20 protein-coding genes and 3 tRNA genes are annotated in these 19,731 nt (G+C 68.3%); 13 read left to right on the forward strand and 10 right to left on the reverse strand.

Annotation, left to right across the window (positions count from 1 at the left end; all coding sequences use genetic code 11):
• Positions 1-327 precede the first annotated feature (327 nt).
• From glpX to AC2YG9_RS14130, 10 genes are all read left to right on the forward strand, one after another.
• Positions 328-1,278 (forward strand): class II fructose-bisphosphatase, encoded by a 951-nt coding sequence (gene glpX, locus AC2YG9_RS14085; RefSeq protein WP_487298607.1) that lies wholly within the window; start codon positions 328-330, stop codon positions 1,276-1,278.
• Positions 1,278-3,083 (forward strand): single-stranded-DNA-specific exonuclease RecJ, encoded by a 1,806-nt coding sequence (recJ, locus tag AC2YG9_RS14090; protein ID WP_487298608.1) that lies wholly within the window; start codon positions 1,278-1,280, stop codon positions 3,081-3,083. The genes glpX and recJ overlap by 1 nt, the downstream gene beginning before the upstream one ends.
• A gap of 65 nt (positions 3,084-3,148) precedes the next feature.
• A tRNA-Glu gene (locus AC2YG9_RS14095) sits at positions 3,149-3,223 on the forward strand.
• A 176-nt stretch (positions 3,224-3,399) separates the two neighbouring features.
• Positions 3,400-3,987 (forward strand): cold-shock protein, encoded by a 588-nt coding sequence (locus AC2YG9_RS14100; protein ID WP_487298609.1) that lies wholly within the window; start codon positions 3,400-3,402, stop codon positions 3,985-3,987.
• A 26-nt stretch (positions 3,988-4,013) separates the two neighbouring features.
• Positions 4,014-4,508 (forward strand): DUF192 domain-containing protein, encoded by a 495-nt coding sequence (locus AC2YG9_RS14105; protein ID WP_487298610.1) that lies wholly within the window; start codon positions 4,014-4,016, stop codon positions 4,506-4,508.
• Positions 4,501-4,929, forward strand: a complete 429-nt coding sequence (locus tag AC2YG9_RS14110; RefSeq protein WP_487298611.1) for a PaaI family thioesterase — start codon at positions 4,501-4,503, stop codon at positions 4,927-4,929. Before AC2YG9_RS14105 ends, AC2YG9_RS14110 begins: the two co-directional genes overlap by 8 nt.
• A 50-nt stretch (positions 4,930-4,979) precedes the next feature.
• A tRNA-Pro gene (locus AC2YG9_RS14115) sits at positions 4,980-5,056 on the forward strand.
• A 29-nt stretch (positions 5,057-5,085) separates the two neighbouring features.
• Positions 5,086-5,391, forward strand: coding sequence for an ETC complex I subunit (locus AC2YG9_RS14120; protein ID WP_487298612.1), 306 nt, complete (start codon positions 5,086-5,088; stop codon positions 5,389-5,391).
• Between the two features lie 21 nt (positions 5,392-5,412).
• Positions 5,413-5,489 (forward strand) — tRNA-Arg (locus tag AC2YG9_RS14125).
• A 15-nt stretch (positions 5,490-5,504) separates the two neighbouring features.
• Positions 5,505-5,954 carry a surface-adhesin E family protein gene (locus AC2YG9_RS14130; protein WP_487298613.1) on the forward strand — a complete coding sequence of 150 codons (450 nt, stop codon included), beginning with the start codon at positions 5,505-5,507 and terminating at the stop codon, positions 5,952-5,954.
• Here AC2YG9_RS14130 and metC read toward each other — a convergent pair.
• The 8 genes from metC to AC2YG9_RS14170 all read right to left on the reverse strand — a co-directional run bounded on the left by metC (position 5,948) and on the right by AC2YG9_RS14170 (position 14,420).
• Positions 5,948-7,111, reverse strand: a complete 1,164-nt coding sequence (metC, locus tag AC2YG9_RS14135; RefSeq protein ID WP_487298614.1) for a cystathionine beta-lyase — start codon at positions 7,109-7,111, stop codon at positions 5,948-5,950. The two genes, AC2YG9_RS14130 and metC, sit on opposite strands and share 7 nt — an antisense overlap.
• A 15-nt stretch (positions 7,112-7,126) precedes the next feature.
• Positions 7,127-7,657, reverse strand: coding sequence for a GNAT family N-acetyltransferase (locus tag AC2YG9_RS14140; protein WP_487298615.1), 531 nt, complete (start codon positions 7,655-7,657; stop codon positions 7,127-7,129).
• On the reverse strand, positions 7,654-8,505 hold the full coding sequence (gene sseA, locus AC2YG9_RS14145; RefSeq protein WP_487298835.1) for a 3-mercaptopyruvate sulfurtransferase: 852 nt from the start codon (positions 8,503-8,505) through the stop codon (positions 7,654-7,656). Before sseA ends, AC2YG9_RS14140 begins: the two co-directional genes overlap by 4 nt.
• 18 nt (positions 8,506-8,523) lie before the next feature.
• The gene (locus tag AC2YG9_RS14150) at positions 8,524-9,522 is read right to left on the reverse strand and encodes a cysteine synthase A (RefSeq protein ID WP_487298616.1); all 999 of its coding nucleotides are present in this window, start codon (positions 9,520-9,522) and stop codon (positions 8,524-8,526) included.
• 87 nt (positions 9,523-9,609) lie between these two features.
• Positions 9,610-10,842, reverse strand: a complete 1,233-nt coding sequence (locus AC2YG9_RS14155) for a class I SAM-dependent methyltransferase (protein ID WP_487298617.1) — start codon at positions 10,840-10,842, stop codon at positions 9,610-9,612.
• A complete protein-coding gene (locus tag AC2YG9_RS14160) occupies positions 10,796-11,662 on the reverse strand; it encodes a DUF1365 domain-containing protein (RefSeq protein ID WP_487298618.1) in 867 nt (288 codons plus the stop codon). The genes AC2YG9_RS14155 and AC2YG9_RS14160 overlap by 47 nt, the downstream gene beginning before the upstream one ends.
• Positions 11,659-12,963, reverse strand: a complete 1,305-nt coding sequence (locus tag AC2YG9_RS14165) for an NAD(P)/FAD-dependent oxidoreductase (RefSeq protein ID WP_487298619.1) — start codon at positions 12,961-12,963, stop codon at positions 11,659-11,661. The genes AC2YG9_RS14160 and AC2YG9_RS14165 overlap by 4 nt, the downstream gene beginning before the upstream one ends.
• Entirely contained in the window at positions 12,960-14,420 is a 1,461-nt protein-coding gene (locus AC2YG9_RS14170; protein ID WP_487298620.1) for a cryptochrome/photolyase family protein, read from the reverse strand. The genes AC2YG9_RS14165 and AC2YG9_RS14170 overlap by 4 nt, the downstream gene beginning before the upstream one ends.
• Before the next feature lie 86 nt (positions 14,421-14,506).
• On the opposite strand from AC2YG9_RS14170, the gene rfaE2 reads away from it, so the two are divergent.
• From rfaE2 to AC2YG9_RS14185, 3 genes are read left to right on the forward strand one after another with little or no spacing between them, the layout of a single operon-like run.
• Positions 14,507-15,973, forward strand: a complete 1,467-nt coding sequence (rfaE2, locus tag AC2YG9_RS14175; protein WP_487298621.1) for a D-glycero-beta-D-manno-heptose 1-phosphate adenylyltransferase — start codon at positions 14,507-14,509, stop codon at positions 15,971-15,973.
• Positions 15,973-16,974 (forward strand): ADP-glyceromanno-heptose 6-epimerase, encoded by a 1,002-nt coding sequence (gene rfaD / locus AC2YG9_RS14180; RefSeq protein ID WP_487298622.1) that lies wholly within the window; start codon positions 15,973-15,975, stop codon positions 16,972-16,974. The genes rfaE2 and rfaD overlap by 1 nt, the downstream gene beginning before the upstream one ends.
• Positions 16,975-17,017: 43 nt before the next feature.
• The gene (locus AC2YG9_RS14185; RefSeq protein WP_487298623.1) at positions 17,018-18,202 is read left to right on the forward strand and encodes a DUF3089 domain-containing protein; all 1,185 of its coding nucleotides are present in this window, start codon (positions 17,018-17,020) and stop codon (positions 18,200-18,202) included.
• Position 18,203: 1 nt separating this feature from the next.
• Here the strand turns inward: AC2YG9_RS14185 and AC2YG9_RS14190 are convergent, their stop codons facing one another.
• A complete protein-coding gene (locus tag AC2YG9_RS14190; RefSeq protein ID WP_487298624.1) occupies positions 18,204-18,572 on the reverse strand; it encodes a DUF6285 domain-containing protein in 369 nt (122 codons plus the stop codon).
• The gene (locus AC2YG9_RS14195; protein WP_487298625.1) at positions 18,569-19,546 is read right to left on the reverse strand and encodes a phosphotransferase family protein; all 978 of its coding nucleotides are present in this window, start codon (positions 19,544-19,546) and stop codon (positions 18,569-18,571) included. Before AC2YG9_RS14195 ends, AC2YG9_RS14190 begins: the two co-directional genes overlap by 4 nt.
• Positions 19,547-19,731: the final 185 nt, after the last annotated feature.

Raw genomic sequence — 19,731 nt, forward strand, 5'->3', positions numbered from 1 at the left:
CAAAACCGCCCCAAAGTGGGGGCCTTGCCGAGCCGCCGATTTGTAGGCGCCGCGGCTCAAAACCCCGCCTACATTCCCCGCGCCGGCGCCTACGTCATGCCTACGCGGGCGCCTACATTCCCTGCCGGCCCGCCTACGCAACAGCCACATGATTTCAACGCCTTATTCGAAAGTCCGTCCTCGACCAGCCGTGGCCGGGGTATAATGTCGGCCGCTTCGATTGCCGCCATCCTGCCGGGCCGTCCCAGTTGCCCCTCGCCCCGACTCCCCGCAGCGGCTAAACCCCCTGTTCCCGCAGCTGACGGGCAAGGGCCGGGAGATGCCTGTATGAGTTCCGACACCCTCGATCGCGGTCTGGTTCTCGACGCCGTGCGCGTCACCGAGGCCGCCGCCATCGCCTCCTGGGCCCTGGTTGGCCGCGGCGACGAGATGGCCGCCGACCAGGCCGCCGTCGACGCCATGCGCAACGCCCTCAACGACCTCGACATCGAAGGCGTCATCGTCATCGGCGAGGGCGAGCGGGACGAGGCCCCGATGCTCTACATCGGCGAAAAGGTCGGCAAGGGCGGTCCCCGGGTCGATATCGCCCTCGATCCGCTGGAAGGCACCAGCCTGACCGCGAAGGCCCAGGCCAATGCCCTCGCCGTCATGGCCTGGGCGCCGGCCGGGACGCTGCTCAACGCCCCCGACACCTACATGGACAAGATCGCCTGCGGACCGGGCTATCCGGCCGGCATCCTCGATCTCGACAAGAGCCCGGCCGACAACGTCCTGGCCCTCGCCGACGCCAAGGGGACGACCGCCGACAAGATCACCGTCTGCGTGCTGGACCGGCCACGCCACGCCGAGATCGTCGCCAGCCTGCGCTCGGTCGGGGCGCGGGTCTATCTGATCTCCGACGGCGACGTGGCCGGGGTGATCAACACCGCCGATCCGGAGACCGGTATCGACCTCTACATCGGGGCCGGTGGGGCTCCGGAAGGCGTTCTGGCCTGCGCGGCGCTGAAGTGCGTCGGCGGCCAGTTCCAGGGCCGGCTGGTTTTCCGCAACGCCGACGAGCGGGCCCGCGCCGCGCGGCTGGGCATCACCGACCTGGACCGCAAGTACGACCTCGACGACATCGTCCGCGCCGACGCCATCTTCGTCGCCACCGGGGTCACCACCGGCGCGCTGCTCGACGGCGTCACCTATCGCAATGGCTTCGTCCATACCCATTCCCTGGTCATGAACAGCCACAGCCACACCGTGCGCGAAGTACGGATGAAGCGGGCTCTGTAATGGCTGACGGCTCGGCGCCGACGGATTTCCTGGGCGTTCGCAAGTCCCTGACGGGCCGCGTCTGGCGCCGCCGCGCGGCCGACGAGACCATTACCCGCGAACACCAGCTGCGCCATGGCCTCTCCGAGCCACTGGCCCGGGCCCTGGCCTCGCGCGGCATCACGGCCGAGGGGGGAGGGGACTTCCTCAACCCCACGCTCAAAGCCCTGTTCCCCGACCCCTCGACCTTCGCCGACATGGACCGCGCCGCCGAGATCCTCGTCGACGCCGCGGTCAGCGGCCGCCCGGCCGTGGTCTTCGCCGACTATGACGTCGACGGGGCCTCCAGCGCCGCCCAGCTGGTCCGCTGGTTCCGCGCCATGGGCCGCGACCTGCCGGTCTATGTCCCCGACCGTATCCTCGAGGGCTACGGCCCCAGCCCCGCCGCCTTCCGCAAACTCAAGGACAGCGGGGCCGAGCTGGTCATCACCGTCGATTGCGGCGCCGCCGCCCACGACGCGCTGCACGAGGCCGCTCGCATCGGCCTCGATGTCGTGGTCATCGACCACCATCTGATGCGTGGCGAGCCGCCGCCGGCCGCCGCCCTCGTCAACCCCAACCGCCCCGACGACACCTCCGGCCAGGGCCACCTCGCCGCCGCCGGGGTCGTCTTCGTGCTGTTGGCCGCCCTCAACCGCGAGGCCCGCAAGCGCGGCCTGTTCGAGGACCGCGCCGCCCCCAACGTCATGGACTGGCTGGACCTGGCCGCCATGGGGGCCTTCTGCGACGTCACCTCCCTGACCGGCTTCAACCGCGCCCTGGCCGCCCAGGGCCTGAAGGTCATGTCGGGCTGGCGCAACATTGGCCTCAAAGCCCTGCTCGACGTCGCCAAGTCCCAGGGGCCGGCCACATCCTTCCACGCCGGCTTCATCCTGGGGCCGCGCATCAACGCCGGGGGCCGCATCGGCCGCGCCGATCTGGGCGCCCGCCTGCTCAGCACCGAGGACCCCGAGGAAGCCGCCGCCCTGGCCCAAGAGCTCGACGCCCTCAACGCCTCCCGCAAGGAGGTCGAAAAGGCGGTGATCGACGAGGCCGTCGCCTCCATCGAGAAACAGAGCAACTTCGATCCCGACGCCCCGGTCATCGTCGCCGCCGGCGACGGCTGGCATCCCGGCGTCGTCGGCATCGCCGCCGGCCGCCTGCGCGAGCGCTACCGCAAGCCGGTGATCGTCATCGGCATCGACCGTCCCGCCGACATCGGCAAGGGCTCGGGCCGCTCGCAGCCGGGGGTGAACCTCGGCCGCGCCGTGCAGAGCGCTTTCGACGAGGGCCTGCTGCTGGCCGGCGGCGGCCACGCCATGGCCGCCGGCCTGACCGTCCGCCCCGCCGCCATTCCGGAACTGCGCGCCTATCTTGCCGAACAGCTGGCCGGCGAGATGATCGACGCCGCCGCCCAGGACGCCGTCGAGATCGACGCTTTGATCGCCCCCGGCGGCGCGACCAGAGCCCTGTGGAACGACTTCCAGCGTCTGGCGCCCTATGGCCCCGGCAATCCCGAGCCGCTGTTCGCCATCCCGGACGCCCGAATCGAGCGCCCCATCGCCATGCGCGGCGGCCATGTGCGGGTCACCCTGGTCGATTCGTCCGGACAGCGGCTGAAAGCGGTCGCCTGGCGGGCTGGCGAGACTGAAATGGGCCAAAGGCTGCTGGCTGGCGGCGGCGGGCTGCACCTGGCCGGCAAGCTGAAACCCGATGACTGGCAGGGCCGCGAGGACGTGGAACTGGAGATCGAGGACGCCGCCGACCCCCGAATGGCGGTCAGCTGATTTTTCTCTTCCGGGCGGGGTTGCGCACCTCCGAACGGTTGGCTATATCGCCGCTTCCTCGCCGCGCGCCCTTCGTCTATCGGTTAGGACCCCAGATTTTCAATCTGGTAAGAGGGGTTCGACTCCCCTAGGGCGTGCCACGAGGCCTTCCTCCGACAGTTGCAACAATTACCCCAATTGGGTGCGGCAGACTGTCGCGATTGAGAGGCGCTGCGGCGGTTTCCGGTTAATCTGTGATTGACGGCTCACCTCACAAGCGAACATTGTTATTCCTGAGGCGCTTACCGATCTGTTTTCCGGTAGGTGGGGGAGAGTGATGTCGAGTTTGGATGTGCATATCGAGGATCCGCACGAAGACGCCGTGAGGATCAGTGGCCGGATCAAGTGGTTCGATCTGGGCAAGGGCTACGGTTTCATCGTGCCTGACGACCCGGACATCACGGAACTCCGCGACGTGCTGCTGCATGTGACGTCTCTGCGCCATCTGGGCCGCGATTCTGTCCTTGAGGGCTCCATCATCGTCTGCGACGCGGTCAAGCGGCCCAAGGGCTGGCAGGTGACCGACATTGTCGAGCTGGACGAGAGCGCCGCTCCGCCCGCCGCCGAACGCCCGCGCCGTATCGAGGAGCCGCGCCGCGACGGCCGCCTGGGCGCCAAGGAATCGCGTCAGCGCGCCACCCTGGTCGTCGCCGACGGCCCGATGGAGCGCTGCAGCGTCAAATGGTTCAACCGCACCAAGGGCTACGGTTTCGTGGTGCGCGACAACGAGCCGGGCGATATCTTCGTCCATATCGAGACCCTGCGTCGCAGCGGCCTCGATGACCTGCAGCCCGGGGAAGCGGTCATGGTCCGCTTCGCCGAAGGGCCCAAGGGTCTGGTCGTGGCGCAGATCGAGGCCTCCTGAGCCTCAAGAGGTTCGGAGTACCCCGTTTGACCCCAGCGTATCGCATCGGCCGCGCCCTGTTGCTGGCGGCGGCTCTGAGTTGTTCGGGCCTCGCCGCCTGCAAGGGCGGCCAGGAGGTCAAGGCCGAGACCCTGATCTCGCCGCTGGAGCCGGTGACCATCGCCACCACCAACGGCCCGGTGACCTTCCAGGTCGAGATCGCCGACGACGAGACCGAACGCCAGAACGGCCTGATGTGGCGCGAGAGCCTGGCCCCCGACCGCGGCATGCTGTTCGACTTCAAGGCGGAGGCGCCGCGCTCCTTCTGGATGAAGAACACCCTCATCCCGCTCGACATCATCTATATCGCCGCCGACGGCTCCATCGTCTCCATCGCCCAGCTGACCACGCCGAAGTCCGAGCAATCGATCCCCTCGCACGGCGCGGCCCTCGGCGTGCTGGAGATCGCCGGTGGGCGGGCCGGCGAACTGGGCATCAAGCCCGGCGACAAGGTTTCGCACCGGATCTTCAAGGGTGAGTAGCGACGAGGTCCCCACGCCCCCGGAGGGCTTCGTTCCCTCCGCCCGCGGCCCCTACACCACCCACAATGGCCCGATGTTCCACCTGAACCGGGATGACGGGACCTACGAGCACGCCTTCTTCGTGCTGCCGCGCCACTGCAACGGCATGGGTTTCGCCCACGGCGGCATGATCGCCACCTTCATGGACGGGGTGCTGGCCAGGGCCGTTCACGGCGCCACCGGCGGCCACGCGGCGGTGACGGTGCATCTGTCGCTCGACTACCTCAGCGCCGGCCGCAAGGGCGAGTGGCTGTTCGGGGAAGGGCGCGTCACCCGCGAGACGACCGACCTGGTCTTCGTCGAGGGCCGCATCCACGCTTCGGGCCGCGACGTGGCCCGCGCCACGGCCATCTTCAAACCCTTGAGACGGAAGGTCCCCTGAAGCCTTCCAAGTTGCGGCGCAAAGTGGCAAACACCGCCCTTCCAAGATGACGGGGCGTAGCGCAGCCTGGTAGCGCATCTGCTTTGGGAGCAGAGGGTCGCAGGTTCAAATCCTGCCGCCCCGACCATCATGGGAAGAGAATTCGAAGGACCCGCCATGCTCGCTCGCATCTTCCGCCCCGCCAAGACCGCCATGCAGTCGGGCAAGGCCAAGACCCAGGACTGGGTGCTGGAATTCGAACCGGCCGCCGCCAAGCGCAACGACCCGCTGACCGGCTGGACCCAGAGCGGCGACATGAACGGCCAGATCCGCCTGACCTTCGAAGGCCGCGACGAGGCCGTCGCCTACGCCCAGAAGCACGGCATCGCCTTCCAGGTCATCGAGCCCAAAGAGCCGAAGAAGATCATCAAGGCCTACGCCGACAACTTCGCCACCAACAGACGGGCCCCCTGGACCCACTAGGCGTGTTATCAGGCCTCTGAGGACCCCATAGCTCAGCTGGATAGAGCATCCGCCTTCTAAGCGGACGGTCGCAGGTTCGAATCCTGCTGGGGTCGCCAAACATGGGGGAAGGTATGCGGAAGTTTCTGGCGAGCGGCGCTGCTGCAGTGGTTTTGTTTGCGGCAGGGACAGCCGCCGCCGGCGAGTACGCCTTGCTTGCCTTCGACCACAACACGGGTTTTGTCCGCCTCGACAACATCCAGACCTCTGGCGGCTACCGGGTTGTCGAAGCCGTCCGGCTTTGGCCGGAAACACAGACCCTGAGTGGAAAGCCGGCCTACCGATACGTCGTGGTCAGCCTGAAGGTCGATTGCGTCGGAAGGCGGAGTCAGGACCTGTCGCTCGATCTGTACTTCGAGAACCACGACCACAATCGGCTGTACGACGACCCCGACGAGTGGCGCGAGGTTCGTCCTGACAGCATGGGCGAAGCCATGCTCAAGGCTGCCTGCTCGCCTGAATCGCCAGAACTGACGCGCCTCAGGGCGGATTCAATCTCGAGGCTGGTTCAGCCCCACTACTGAGGTCTGGCGGCGGCATCCAGCGCGTCGAGCCCCGCCGACAGGTCGGCGATCAGGTCGCTCGCCTGTTCCAGCCCGATGTGCAGCCGCATTAGCGGCCCCTCCAGTTTGGTTACGAACGTCCGCGACTTCAGTTGCGGGTCGCAGCGGATGGCCAGGCTCTCGAAGCCGCCCCAGCTGAAGCCGAGGCCGAAGATCTGCAGGGCGTCGAGGAAGGCGTGTTCGGCGTCCAGCGGGCAGGGGTGGAGCACGAAGCCGAACAGGCCGCTGGCGCCACTGTAGTCGCGGTCCCAGATCGCGTGGCCAGGGGCGCCGGGCAGGGCGGGGTGGAGCACCCGCATCACCTGCGGCTGGGCGCTCAGCCAGCCGGCGACGGCGCGGGCCGTCTCGTCGTGGCGGGCCATGCGGGTGGGCAGGGTGCGCAGGCCGCGCAGCATGTCGTAGGCGGAATCGCCCGTGACCGCCCAGCCGAAGTCGTGGACCCCGGCCTCCAGCTTGGCCGCGAGGCCACGGTCGTTGGTGGCGGCGCTGCCCATGAAGATGTCGCTGTGGCCGCAGACGTACTTGGTCAGGGCCTGGACGGAAATGTCGACGCCGTGGGCCAGCGGCTTGAAATAGAGGCCGGCCGCCCAGGTGTTGTCCATCAGGGTCAGCACCCCCCGCGCCCTGGCGGCGGCGGCGATGGCGGGAACATCCTGCACCTCGAAGGTCAGGGAACTGGGCGATTCCAGCAGGATCAGCCGGGTGTCGTCCTTGACCAGGGCCATCAGTTCATCGGGCGACAGGCGGGCGTCGTAGAGTTCGACCCGTACCCCGAACCGCGTCAGCACCCGCTGGCAGAAGACCCGGGTGGGCTTGTAGACGCCCTCGGTGACGAGGATGGCGTCTCCGGCCTTCAGCACCGCCGTCAGGGCCCCTGAGAGGGCCGCCAGGCCGCTGGGATAGAGATGGACGTTGCTCGCGCCCTCCAGTTCGCCGAGGCCCTCACGCAGGGCCTCCTGCGCCACCAACCCGGCGCGGCCGTAACCGAGGTCTTCCTCATAGAGCGAGCGGCTGTCGGGCAGCAGAACCGTCGAGCCCCGCTGGATCGCCGGTCCGACCGTGCGGGCGCGGGGCTTCGCGTCGCGGCCAGCGTGGATCAGGCGGGTCTTCTCGTCCATGGGCGCAGTTAGGGCCTAGGCAGCAGCCGGATCAAGGTCGAGGCCCATTGCGCAGCGCAGGGCCATGTCGAACCCCGCCGCCGCCTCCTTGTCCCGCAGGGCGGCGAGGGCCGGCGACAACTCGGCGTCCTTGAGGATGCGAAAGCCGAAGCGGCTGTACCAGGGCGCGTTCCAGGGAATGTCGCGGAAGGTGGTCAGCACCGCCTGGCGGCAGCCGAGCCGGCGGGTGGCCTCGATAGCCGTGCGCATCAGGAGGGCGCCGGCGCCCGTCCCCTGGTCATCCAGGGCGACCGAGATCTGGAAGATGATGAACTGGCCGTCGCGCACCCCGCCGACGACGAAGCCGGCGGCCCGGCCGGTCCGGTCTTCGACGATCCAGCCGCCGCCGGCGTCGAGATGGGGCGCCAGCAGGTTCGAGGGCGTGGGATCGGCCTGCGCAAACTCTGGCCGGTCGCTGTTCAGGAAGGCCTGGTCGCCGGACCGTTCCAGCTCGGCCATCAGCGGCAGGTCGGCCCGGACGGCCTGGCGCACCCGCCAGCCGCTCATGGGCCGGTGACGACCTCGGTGTCGCCCGGCAGGCCCCATTCGGACCAGCTGCCGTCATAGACGGCGTTGCGGTCGTGGCCGATGCGGGCGAGGGCCAGCGAGAGAATGGCGGCGGTGACGCCCGATCCACAGGTGGTGACGACCGGGCGGGCCAGATCGACCCCGGCCGCCTCGAACACTTCCCGCAGCTGGTCGGCCGACTTCATCGTGCCGTCGGGGCCGATGACCTGCTGGAAGGGCAGGTTGAGGGCGCCGGGCATGTGGCCGCTACGCAGCCCGGCGCGGGGCTCGGGCGCCTCGCCGCGGAAGCGGGCGGCGGAGCGGGCGTCGAGCAGCTGTTCCTTGCCGCTGGCCAGGGCGCGGCGGACCTGGGCCTGATCGCGGACCAGGTCGTTGCGGTAGCGGGCGGTGAAATGGCGCTCGCGCGGCGGCGGGACCCCGTCCTCGACAGGGCGCCCCTCGGCGATCCATTTGGGCAGACCTCCGTCCAGCACCACGACATCCTCGTGTCCCATGGCCTTGAAGGTCCACCAGACGCGGGCGGCCGAGAACAGGCCCTGGCTGTCGTAGATGACCAGCCGCGCGCCGTCGCCGATGCCGAGCTTGCGCATCCGCGAGGCGAACTTCACGGCGCTGGGCAGCATGTGGGGCAGGTCGCTGGTCTCGTCGACGATCTCCTCGATGTCGAAGAACACCGCGCCGGGAATGTGGACCAGGGCGTACTCGGCCCGCTGGTCGCGGGGATCGCCCGGCATGAACAGGCTGGCGTCGATGATGCGCACGTCCGGCGCGTTCAGATGCTCGGCCAGCCAGGCCGTGGAGACGAGCGGATCCTTGGCCATGCGCAGAGCTCCTAAAGCCAGTCTTTAAAGCCAATTGGGGAGGGGCAGTCCCTTCTCCGCCAGGAAAGCCGGGTTGAACAGCTTGCTCTGATAGCGCGATCCGTGGTCGCACAACACCGTCACAATGGTGTGGCCGGGTCCCAGATCGCGGGCAAGCCGGATGGCCCCGGCGATGTTGATCCCCGTCGAGCCGCCCATCAGCAGGCCCTCGTGCTCGGCCAGGTCAAAGACCACCCGGACCAGCTCCTGGTCATCGATGCGATAGGAGAAGTCCGGCGTAAATCCTTCAAGATTGGCGGTAATCCGGCCTTGACCGATGCCCTCGGTGATCGAGGTTCCCTCGGCCTTCAACTCGCCGGCCGTGTACCAGCTGTGCAACGCCGCCCCGTGCGGATCGGCCAGGCCGATCTTCACCGAAGGCTTGCGGGCCCGCAGCGCCGCCGCGACCCCGGCCAGGGTGCCGCCCGAGCCGACGGCGCAGATGAAGCCATCGACGCCGCCGCCCGTCTGCTCCCAGATTTCGGGGCCGGTGGTCTCCTCGTGGGCCCGGCGGTTGGCGACGTTGTCGAACTGGTTGGCCCAGATGGCGCCGGCCGGTTCCTTCGCATCAAGTTCGGCCGCCAACCGACCGGAATACTTCACGTAATTGTCGGGGTTGGAATAGGGGACCGCGTCCACCTCGACCAGGTCGGCGCCGGCCAGGCGGATGGCGTCCTTCTTCTCCTGGCTCTGGGTGCGAGGGATGACGATGGTCGTCTTGTAGCCAAGCGCCGCCCCGACCATGGCCAGGCCGATGCCGGTGTTGCCGGCCGTGCCCTCGACGATCCGCCCGCCGGGCCTCAGCGCCCCCGAGGCGATGGCGTCGCGGATGATGTAGAGCGCCGCCCGGTCCTTCACCGACTGGCCCGGGTTCATGAACTCGGCCTTGCCGAGAATCTCACAGCCGGTGGCGTCGCTGGCGGCCCGCAGGCGGATCAGGGGCGTATTGCCGATAGCCTCGATCACGCTGGGGGCGACGGTCATGCGGGCGGCCTTTGTTGCTTCTCAAGGCCTTCTAGATCGTGCGGCGTGGCCGATCCGCAAGGGAGAAAATCTAAGCCCTGCCCAAGGTCAGGCGCGTGACAGGCCCAGCTGGATGACGTTGGTCCGCCCCGTTCGCATGCCGGCCTCGCAGTAGGCCAGGTAGAAGCGCCACAGCTTGCGGAACCGCTCATCGAAGCCCTGCGCCTTGACCTGGTCCCAGACCGCGTCGAAGCGGTGCAGCCACTGGTTCAGGGTGTCGGCATAGCATTCGCCGAACCGGTTGAGCCCGGTCCAGCCGAGGCCCGCACGGTCGGTCTGGGCTTTCAGCCTCTCCTCGCTGGGCAGCATGCCGCCAGGGAAGACGTACTTCTGGATGAAGTCGGCGTGGGACCGATAGTGCTCGAACAGCTCGTCCTTGATGGTGATGATCTGCAGTCCGGCCCGACCGCCCGGCGACAGCACCTCATGGATCTTGCCGAAATAGGTCGGCCAGTATTCCTCGCCGACCGCCTCGAACATCTCGATCGAGGCCACCCGGTCGAACCGGCCCTGCACATCGCGGTAGTCGATCAGCTGGATGTCGGCCTTCTCCGCCAGCCCCTGCCTGAACAGCCGCTCGCGGGCATAGTCGTACTGGGCCTGGGAGATGGTGATGCCGGTCACCTTGGCGCCGACCTCCCTGGCCGCGAACTCGGCGAAACCGCCCCAGCCGCAGCCGATCTCCAGCACGCTCTGGTCGGTCTTCAGGTCGATGGACCGGGCCAGGGCGGCGTACTTCTCGTGCTGGGCCTCTTCCAGCGACTGGTCAGGCCGCTCGAAGCGGGCCGATGAGTAGGTCATCGTCCGGTCCAGCCACAGCTCATAGAACCGGTTCCCCAGATCGTAGTGGGCGTGGATGTTGCGCTTGGAGCCCTCGCGGTCGTTACGCCTGAGCAGGTGGATCAGGAAATTGTACGCCTTGACCAGGGGGTTGCCGGCCATGAGCCGGCCGATCCGGTCGAGGTTGTAGGTGAAGGCGGTCAGCAGGGCCGGCAGATCGGGCGTATCCCACTCGCCGGCCATGTAGCCCTCGGCGAAGCCGATGTCAGCGGCTGACATGACCCGGCCTATCGCCTTGTAATCGTTGACGATCAGCTCGGCCGTTGGACCCTCCTTGGCGCCCCGGAATTGCAGGCGCCGGCCTCCCGGCATGACCACGTCGAGATTGCCTGTATCCCAGTTGCTGCGCAGGACCTTCATGGCCGTGCGGAAGGCGGCGGGCGCCCTCCTGAAGTCAGGCGTTTCCCACTCCGACGTGGCGTTTGCGGCGATCTCGCTCATATTCGCTCCGCGTCTCTGGAGAAATTGTACCATCGTTTTCTGGATGCGCGAGACCCAGGGGCTCGCCGGCGCTGACCCCGGATTTCGGCCCCGGCGGCCGCGCCCCGAACGGGGCGCCTTTCAGGAATAATCGAAAAGCTTCCCAGTGGATGGCCGCCGCCACCTTCACGGTGAGCAGCGGAATCGACCAGAAGAGCGCCTTAAGCCGCTGATCGGTCAGCTCTTCCCGCGCCGCCGCCTGGGTAGCGACGAAGTCCGGTTTGCCGGCCACCGCCTTGACGATCCGCAGGTCGAGCGTCTCGCCCGGCGCCGAGATGTTGAACCGGTACTCGCCCTCGACCTTGTAGAAGGGCGAGACATAGAAGGCCTTGGCCGCCCGCTGGGTCTCGCGCGCGCCGCCGGTGGCCGGGATCACATAGGCATGGGTCTGGCCGAAGGTGTTGTTGACCTCATAGATCACCGCCTCCAGCCGCCCGTCCTCGGCATGGACGAAGAAGATCGACAGCGGATTGAACACGAATCCCAGCACGCGCGGGAAACAGAGCAGGCGGATGGCTGCCGCCGTCGCCTCGACCCCGGCCTGGGCCAGGGTAACCCCGACCCAGGGGCGTAGCAGGTCGCTCGTCCGGTCGCCGTGATCGCGCGGGCTGAAGCTCATCAGTCCGCCCTTGCCCAGCTTCATCCAGTTGACGCCGGCGAAGGCCTCGTCCAGCCGGTCGACATCGACCAGCAGCTGGAACAGCCGGTAGCGGAATTCATGGGGACGGGGAGCGAAACGCCGGTGCCAGGTCTCGCCCACATAGAGGGCGGCGGCGGTCATGCGGCCGCTGCCCGGGCCAAACTGTTGCTGGCGCCCTCAAAGCTGGCGACGCGATGGTCGACGAAGTCCCAGGGGATGCGGCCGCCCAGTTCCAACGCCACCTTCAGGCCGGAGGTGATGCCGTCCTCATGGAAGCCGTAGCCCAGCCAGGCGCCGGCGTACCAGACGCCGCCTCGGCCCTGGATGCGCCCGATGCGGCGCTGGGCGGCCAGGGCGGCGGTGTCGAACTGGGGATGGTCGTAGTCGTACTCGGCAATGACAAGGGCCGGATCGGCGGGCGGGCCATTGAGGGTAACGAACAGCGGGTCCGCCGTGGTCAACATCTGAAGGTTGTTCATCCAGTATGTGACGTAAGGTGTTGAACCAGATTGCTTATCCCCAATGTAGTTCCAGCTTCCCCAGGCCGGCCGGCGGCCGGGCATCAGGGCCGGGTCGCGGTGCAGCACCGCCTTGTTGGCCGAGTAGCGAACGGCGCCGAGGAAGGCGCGCTCCTCGGGATCGGCATCGAGAAGCTTGAGGCTCTGGTCCGAATGGCAGGCCAGGATGACCTGGTCGAACAGTTCCGGTCCATGGCCGGCCTCGACCAGCACGCCGCCGGGCACGCGGCGGACGGAGGTGACGGCGGCGTTGGTGCGAACGCGGTCGCCAAGGAGGCCGCCGATCCTTTCGACATAGGCCCGGCTGCCGCCGGCGACCGTCCGCCACATCGGCGGGGTGAATTGCAGCAGGCCGTGGTTCTGCAGGAAGCGCAGGAAGCTCTCGGCCGGGAAGTCGCCGATCCGCCCCTCGGTCGTCGACCAGATGGCCGCGCCCATCGGCAGCAGGTAGCGGTCGCGGAAGCCCTCGGCGAAGCCGCGCAGTTTCAGATAGGCGCCGAGCGACAGGTCCTTGAGGTCGGCCTTCAACAGGTCGTTGCGAGCCAGCTCGTTGAACCGTCGGATGTCATTGAGCATCCACAGGAAAGACGGGTTCACCAGATTGCGCTTCTGGGCGAACACCCCCCTGGGGAAGTTGGACGACCACTCCACCCCGCCGCCGGCGCAGGCAAAGCTCATGTCGGTCAGCCGCGTCTCGACCCCCAGGCTGTCGAGCAGCCCGACGAGGTTGGGATAGTTGGCCTCGTTGTAGACGATGAAGCCGGTGTCCACCGCGACCGGCCCGTCAGAGCAGTCGACGGTGACGGTATTGGCGTGGCCGCCCAGCCGGCTGTCCTTCTCGAACAGCACCACCTCATGGACGTCCTTCAGCGCGAGCGCGGCGCCCAGACCCGAAACCCCTGACCCGATGATGGCGATTTTCACGAGGGTTCCGTCTCCTTGGAGGCGGCTCTCAGGGCCGCGTAAGCTTCAAGCGCACGATCCCGGGCCACGCCATGGTCGACGATGGGCTTCGGGTAATCCTGACCAAGCTGGACGCCAGCCCGGTCGAGCACTTCAGATACGGCCGTCCAGGGTTCATGGATGACCTTGTTGGGCAGGTTTCGCAACTCGGGGACCCATTGGCGGACGTAAGTGCCGTTCGGATCGAACTTCTGGCCCTGGGTCACCGGGTTGAAGATTCGGAAGTAGGGCGAGGCGTCGGCCCCGCTGCCGGCCACCCACTGCCAGTTGGCGGCATTCTGGGCGAGGTCGGCGTCGACCAGGCAGTCCCAGAACCAGGCCTCGCCGCGCCGCCAGTCGATCAGCAGGTCCTTGATCAGGAAGCTGGCGACGATCATCCGCACCCGGTTGTGCATGAAGCCGGTGGCCCACAGCTCGCGCATGCCGGCGTCGACGATGGGAAAGCCGGTCTGGCCCATGGCCCAGGCCTCGAAGGGCTTTTCGGCATGGCTCCAGACGAAGCCGTCCCATTCGGGCCGGAAGTTCTTCGTCGGCAGATCGGGCCAGTGGAAGATCAGATGGTGGTGAAACTCACGCCAGCCGACCTCGGACAGAAACTTCTCGATCTGGGCATGGGAGGCGCCGTGGTGGGCGGCGTCCTGGGCCGCGCGCCAGATCTGGCGCGGACTGATCTCGCCAAAATGCATGTGGGGCGACAGGCGCGAGGTCCCGGCCCGGTCCGGCCGGTCGCGGTCCTCGGCATAGTCGCGGATCGGGCCATCCAGGAAGTCGTGCAGGGCCTGTTTCGCGCCCGCCTCGCCGGGAGTCCAGTCACCGAACCCCTTCGACCAGTCAGGCGTTTGCGGGTGCAGCTTCCAGTCCGCCAGCCTGTCCGACTTCGGCCATGCCTCAGGCGCTTCGATCTCGCTCGGCGCCCGATGCAGCACGAAGTCGCCGACCCGCTGCCGCGCCGCCCGCCAGTAGGGCGTGTAGACCTTGTAGGGGCCGCCGGTTCCGGACTGGATCTCCCAGGGCTCGTTGAGCAGGCCGCCGTTGCAGGAGACGGCCTTGATCCCGGCCGCGGTCAGCTGCGCCTTGATCGCCTTGTCCCGGGCAATGGCGCCCTTGTCGTACAGCCGGTTCCAGTGAACCGCCGTCGCCCCGGTTTCCTCGATCAGCTGGACCAAGACCCTGGCCGCTTCACCCCGCCGCAGGATAAGCCGCGACCCGCGCGCCTCCAGATCGGCGCCCAGCGCCTTGAGCGACTTGTCCAGCCACCACAGCGAAGCCCCGCCCACCGGCCGCACGCCATCGGTCTCATCGAGGATGTAGACCGGGATGACCGGTCCCTCGATGCCCGACAGGGCCGGGTTGTCGGCCAGGCGCAGGTCCTGGCGCAGCCAGAGCAGGGTGGGGGTGTCTTGTCTTGGCGTACTCACGCCAAGCCGTACGCACAAGGATGCCGACCGGATCACTCTTGCTGCGTCTTGACCGACCCCACGTCAAAGAGCAGAGCCTCCCCTTTATGGACCTAGCCGGCCTTCAGAAACTCCTCGACGCCGTCGTCGGCGCCCGCGTGGCCTGCGTGGGCGATGTGATGGTCGACCGCTTCGTCTACGGCGACGTCAGCCGCACCAGCCCCGAAGCCCCCGTGCCCGTTCTGGCGTTGGGCCGGGAGACGGCCATGCTCGGCGGGGCCGGCAATGTGGCCCGCAACGTCGCGGCCCTCGGCGGCAAGGCGGCCCTGGCCGGGCTGATCGGCGACGACGCGGCCGGCAAGGAGGCGCTGCGGATGATCAGCGCCGAGGCGGGCATGGAATCCCACCTGATCAGCGACGCCGGGCGCCCGACCACGGTCAAGACCCGCTATGTCGCCTCCGGCCAGCAGCTGCTCCGCGTCGATTCGGAAGACGCCTCGCCCGCCGTCCGTGAGACCGAAAAGAAGATCGCCGATTCCGCCCGCTACGCCGCCGAGGGGGCGGGGGCCATCCTGCTCTCCGACTACGGCAAGGGGGCGGTGACCCAGAAGGTCATCGAGGCCTGCCTGGAGGCCCGCGCCAAGGGCGTGGTCCTGATCGTCGACTCCAAGGCCCGCAGCTTCGCCCGCTACGGCGCCGCCGACATCGTCAAGCCGAACGCCAGCGAACTGGCCCGCGCCACCGACCTGCCGACCGAGACCGACGAAGAGGTCGAGGCCGCCCTGAAGCACGCCCTGGAACTGAGCCGCTGCAAGGCGGTCCTGGTCACCCGCGCCGCCAAGGGCATGAGCCTCGCCGTGCGCGGGGAGGGGGTGAAGCATTATCCTGGCCGCCCGCGCGAGGTGTTCGACGTCTCCGGGGCCGGGGACACGGCGCTCGCCGCTCTCGGCCTGGCCCTGGCCGCGGGCCAGCCGATGGACGACGCCGTAAGCTTCGCCCTGCTGGCCAGCGGCGTGGTGGTCGGCAAGGCCGGCACCGCCACCGCCACCCCGCGCGACCTGGTCGAGGCCGAGATCGCCGCCCACATCGCTCCGGCCGAGGCCAAGCTTGCCAGCCCTGCCCAGATGGCCGCCCAGGCCGCCGAATGGCGAGAGCAGGGCCTCAAGGTCGGCTTCACCAACGGCTGCTTCGACATCCTGCACAAGGGCCATGTCGCCTATCTGGCCCAGGCCCGCGCCTGGTGCGACCGCCTGATCGTGGCCGTGAACAGCGACAGCTCCGTCCGCGCACTCAAGGGCGAAGGCCGCCCCGTCAACGACCTGGAGAGCCGGGCCATGGTGCTCGCGGGCCTGGCCGGCGTCGACCTGGTCACCGCCTTCGACGAAGACACCCCGCTAAAGCTGATTGAGGCCGCCCGGCCCGACGTGCTGATCAAGGGCGCCGACTACACCGTCGAAGGCGTGGTCGGCCATGAACTGGTGCAGGGCTGGGGCGGCGAGGTGAAGCTCGCCCCGCTGGTCGACGGCTATTCGACCACCGCCGCCATTGCCCGCATGACTGGGAAGGATAACTGATGACCCGCCGTATCGTCTTCATCACCGGCGGGGCCGGTTTCATCGGCTCCAACGTCGTCGCCAAGCTGTGCGAGGACCCGACCCTCGACGTCGTGGTCTGCGACTGGCTGGGCAGCGCCGAGGGCGGCAAGTGGAAGAACATCTCCAAGCATCCGATCGGTGACTTCGTGCCGCCGGAAGAGATGTTCGACTGGCTGGAGAAGCGCTGGCGCGACATCGAATGCGTCATCCACATGGGCGCCATCAGCTCGACCACCGAGGCCGACGCCGACAAGATCATGCAGACCAACTTCTGCCTGAGCCGCGACCTCTACCGCTGGTGCACCGACCGCCAGCGTCGCTTCATCTATGCCTCCAGCGCCGCCACCTACGGCGACGGCGTCACCGGTTTTGACGACAACGACGATCTGGAGTCGCTGAAGGCCCTCAAGCCGCTGAACGCGTACGGCTGGTCCAAGGCCCTGTTCGACGTCTTCGCCGCTCGTCAGGCGGCGCGGGATTACAAGCCGCCGCAATGGGTGGGGCTGAAGTTCTTCAACGTCTACGGCCCCAACGAGCACCACAAGGACAGCATGAAGTCGGTGGCCGCCCAGATCTTCCCGAAGGTGAAGTCGGGCCACACCGTCCAGCTGTTCAAGAGCCACAACCCCGACTACGCCGACGGCGGCCAGCTGCGCGACTTCGTCTACGTCCGCGACGTCGCCGACGTCATCGCCTGGCTGCTCGAGACCCCCGAGGTCAACGGCATCTACAACCTCGGCTCCGGCCAGGCCCGCAGTTTCGAGGAAATGGCCCAGGCGGTGTTCAAGGCGGCCGGCAAGGCCCCGCTGATCGACTATGTCGACATGCCCTACAGCATCCGCGACAAGTACCAGTACTTCACCCAGGCCCGCATGGATCGCCTGCGCGAAGCCGGCTACCCCGGCCAGTTCACCCCGCTCGAGGACGGCATCACCGAGTATGTGACCAAGTATCTGGCGGCCAGCGACAGCTACCGCTGATCAGGGCTTAACCAGGGGAAGCGGGCATGCGAGGCTGACGCTCATGCCTCCTTGGCTCACAAAACGCCGACTCTGGATCGCGCTGGGCGCCGTGGCGCTCGGCGTCGTGCTGGGCCTTGCCTGGATGGTCTATGGCGTCGATGTGCTGCGCGCCTCGCTCGATCCCAGGGTGCCGTTCCAGACCTACGATCCGCCGGGCAAGCCCAACTATGAGCAGGCCCGCGCCTGGGCCCTGATCCCCACGGCGCCCGACAAACCGCGCATCGACGACCCGGCCGCGGACGTCTTCTTCATCCACCCGACCACTTACGACGGCGGCGACCACTGGAACGCCCCGTTCCGCGATTCGAAGGCCACCCGCCTGACCCGCGAGATCATGCTGCCCAACTATGCCGGCCCCTTCGCCAAGGCCGGCCGGGTGTTCGCCCCCCACTACCGCCAGGCCAGCCTCTATGCCCAGATGACCCAGCGCGAGGACGCCCGCGAGGCGCGCGCCTTCGCCTATGACGACGTCCGCGACGCCTTCCGCCTGTGGAAGGCGAAGTACGGGGGCAACCGGCCCTTGATCCTGGTCGGGGTGGAGCAGGGGGGTATGCTGGCCGCCCGCCTGCTGGCCGAGGAAATCATGCCCGACGCGGCGCTGATGAAGCGGATGGCCGCCGCCTACTTCATCGAGACCGTCGTCCCGGCCGATGCCTATGGGCCGACGCAGCCGCCGGCCGCCTGCACGGCGCGCTACCAGGCTGGCTGCGTCCTGGCCTGGAAGTCGGGCGGCGCCCTGGAGCGGGGCCGGATCAAGGAACGCTCGCTGGTCTGGGGACCGAACGGGACGCTGGTCGGCCTGGCCGGCCGCATGCCGCTCTGCGTCAATCCGCTGACCGGCACGGCGACGACGGCTGAGGCCCCCGAACGCGCCAACCTCGGCGCCGCCAACGCCTCGCGCCTGGCCTGGGGCGAGCGCCCGCCGCTGATCGGCCGGGCCGTCCACGCCAAGTGTGACGAAGGTATCCTCAAGGTCTCAAGGCCGAAGTCGGGTGCGTTCCGGCAAGCGGGCGGCTGGACGGACCGCCTGAAGATGCCGCCCTACAACCTGTTTTACGGCGACCTGGAAGCCGACGCCGAGGCGCGGGTGGCGGCGCTGCTCGGCGTTCCCGAGGGGGCCAAGGCCGCCCCGCCGATCAGCCAGTCGATCAGCGTCGGCGTCGTGCCGACCCACAAGATCGACTAGGTCAGCCCGCCAGGGTCTTCAGCCCCGCATACTGCGGCTGGTCGATCCGCACCTGGTCGATGGTCGAGGCGCGCAGGTGGGCGAGCAGGGCCGGGTCGGTCGGGGAAATCTCGCCATCCCGGATCTTGCCGCACAGTTCAGTGTTCAGCGCCGCCCAGTCGCCGTCATGGCCGAGCAGTTCGACCATCCGCGCCGTCTGGGCGTCTTCCGCCGCCTGACCGCCGGCGATCTCGCGCTTGATGGCGGCCAGGGCGTTGACGGCGACCCGGGCGTGAAAGGCGTCGCGGTCCTTGAGCTGCGGCGCGGCCCGTTCCTCGATGAACTTGATGACGCTCTCGATCAGTTCGATGCTGGTCGGCTGGGTGATCATGCGGCTTGCTCCAGCAGGGCGACGAGGTCGATTTCGGTTTCGCTGGCCCGGCGGCCGATCATCGCCCGCTCGACCGAGGCGTCGGCCCCGCTGGCGTAGGCCATGTACATGGTCAGGCACATGCAGCCCCACTTCAGCGAGCCCAGCATCTCCCAGTAGAGGACGCGTTCGAGGGTCAGTTCGCGACCGCCGGCCGTGTGATAGGCGTCCAGAAGATCGGCGTATTCGCCGAACCCGCCCACCGGTTTGGCCCCGCCGAACCGCCAGCTGCGGGTGCAGATCCAGCCCATGTCCTCGGCGGGATCGCCCAGGTGCGCCAGTTCCCAGTCGAGCACCCCGACCAGGCCCTGCTCCGGGTGAACCATGATGTTGCCATTGCGGAAATCGCCATGCACCAGCACCGGCGTTTCCAGCGGGGGGGCGCGGTCGCGCAGGAAACGGATCGCCGCCTCGAAGATCGGCCGCTCGGCCCCCGAGCCGCGGTAGACGGCCTCGTACTTCTCAAGCTCGGTCAGGGCGCTGGAGGTGACCAGATCGGGCAGGCCGGCCGTCGGCACGGCATGGATGGCGGCCAGCGCCTTGCCGCACTGCGCCGCCAGGCCCGGACGAATGCCCTCGAACGGCGGATCGCGGGCGATGCGCTTGCCGAGGGTCTCGCCCTCGAGCCGGGCCATCACATAGGCCTCGCCGATGTCGCTGCCCGGTGCGCTCTCGGCCAGCACCCTGGGCACGGCGGCTCCGTTGGCGGCGGCGGCGCGGATCAGGGCGGCCTCGGTGGCCAGGGGGACGGCGTTGCCGCTGCCGGTGCTGCTCGGCGGCTTGCGGCGCAGGATCATCGGCGCGCCGGTGTCGGTCTCGAAGGCCCAGGTTTCCTGGCTGGCCCCGCCGGACAGCCGGCGCAGGTTGACCACCGAGGCCGCGCCCGCGTCGAGCTGCGGGGCGAGGGGCGTGAGGGCCTGTTGAAGATCGTCCATGCTTTCGATTCCGACCCTTCACCCACCGTCAGTCAACCGGTTGCGATTCTGGACAACCACGGGTATGGAACCCGCGCTTTCCCGGTCCCCCGTGAAAGGAGTCAACACCATGCAGGCCACCGCTGTCCGGTAGATCGTAGGCGCAATCAAGGCGCGCCACGAACACCCCGTCCCCCGCTGAAGCG

It is taken from the genome of Caulobacter sp. SRI_014 (genome assembly GCF_057586315.1).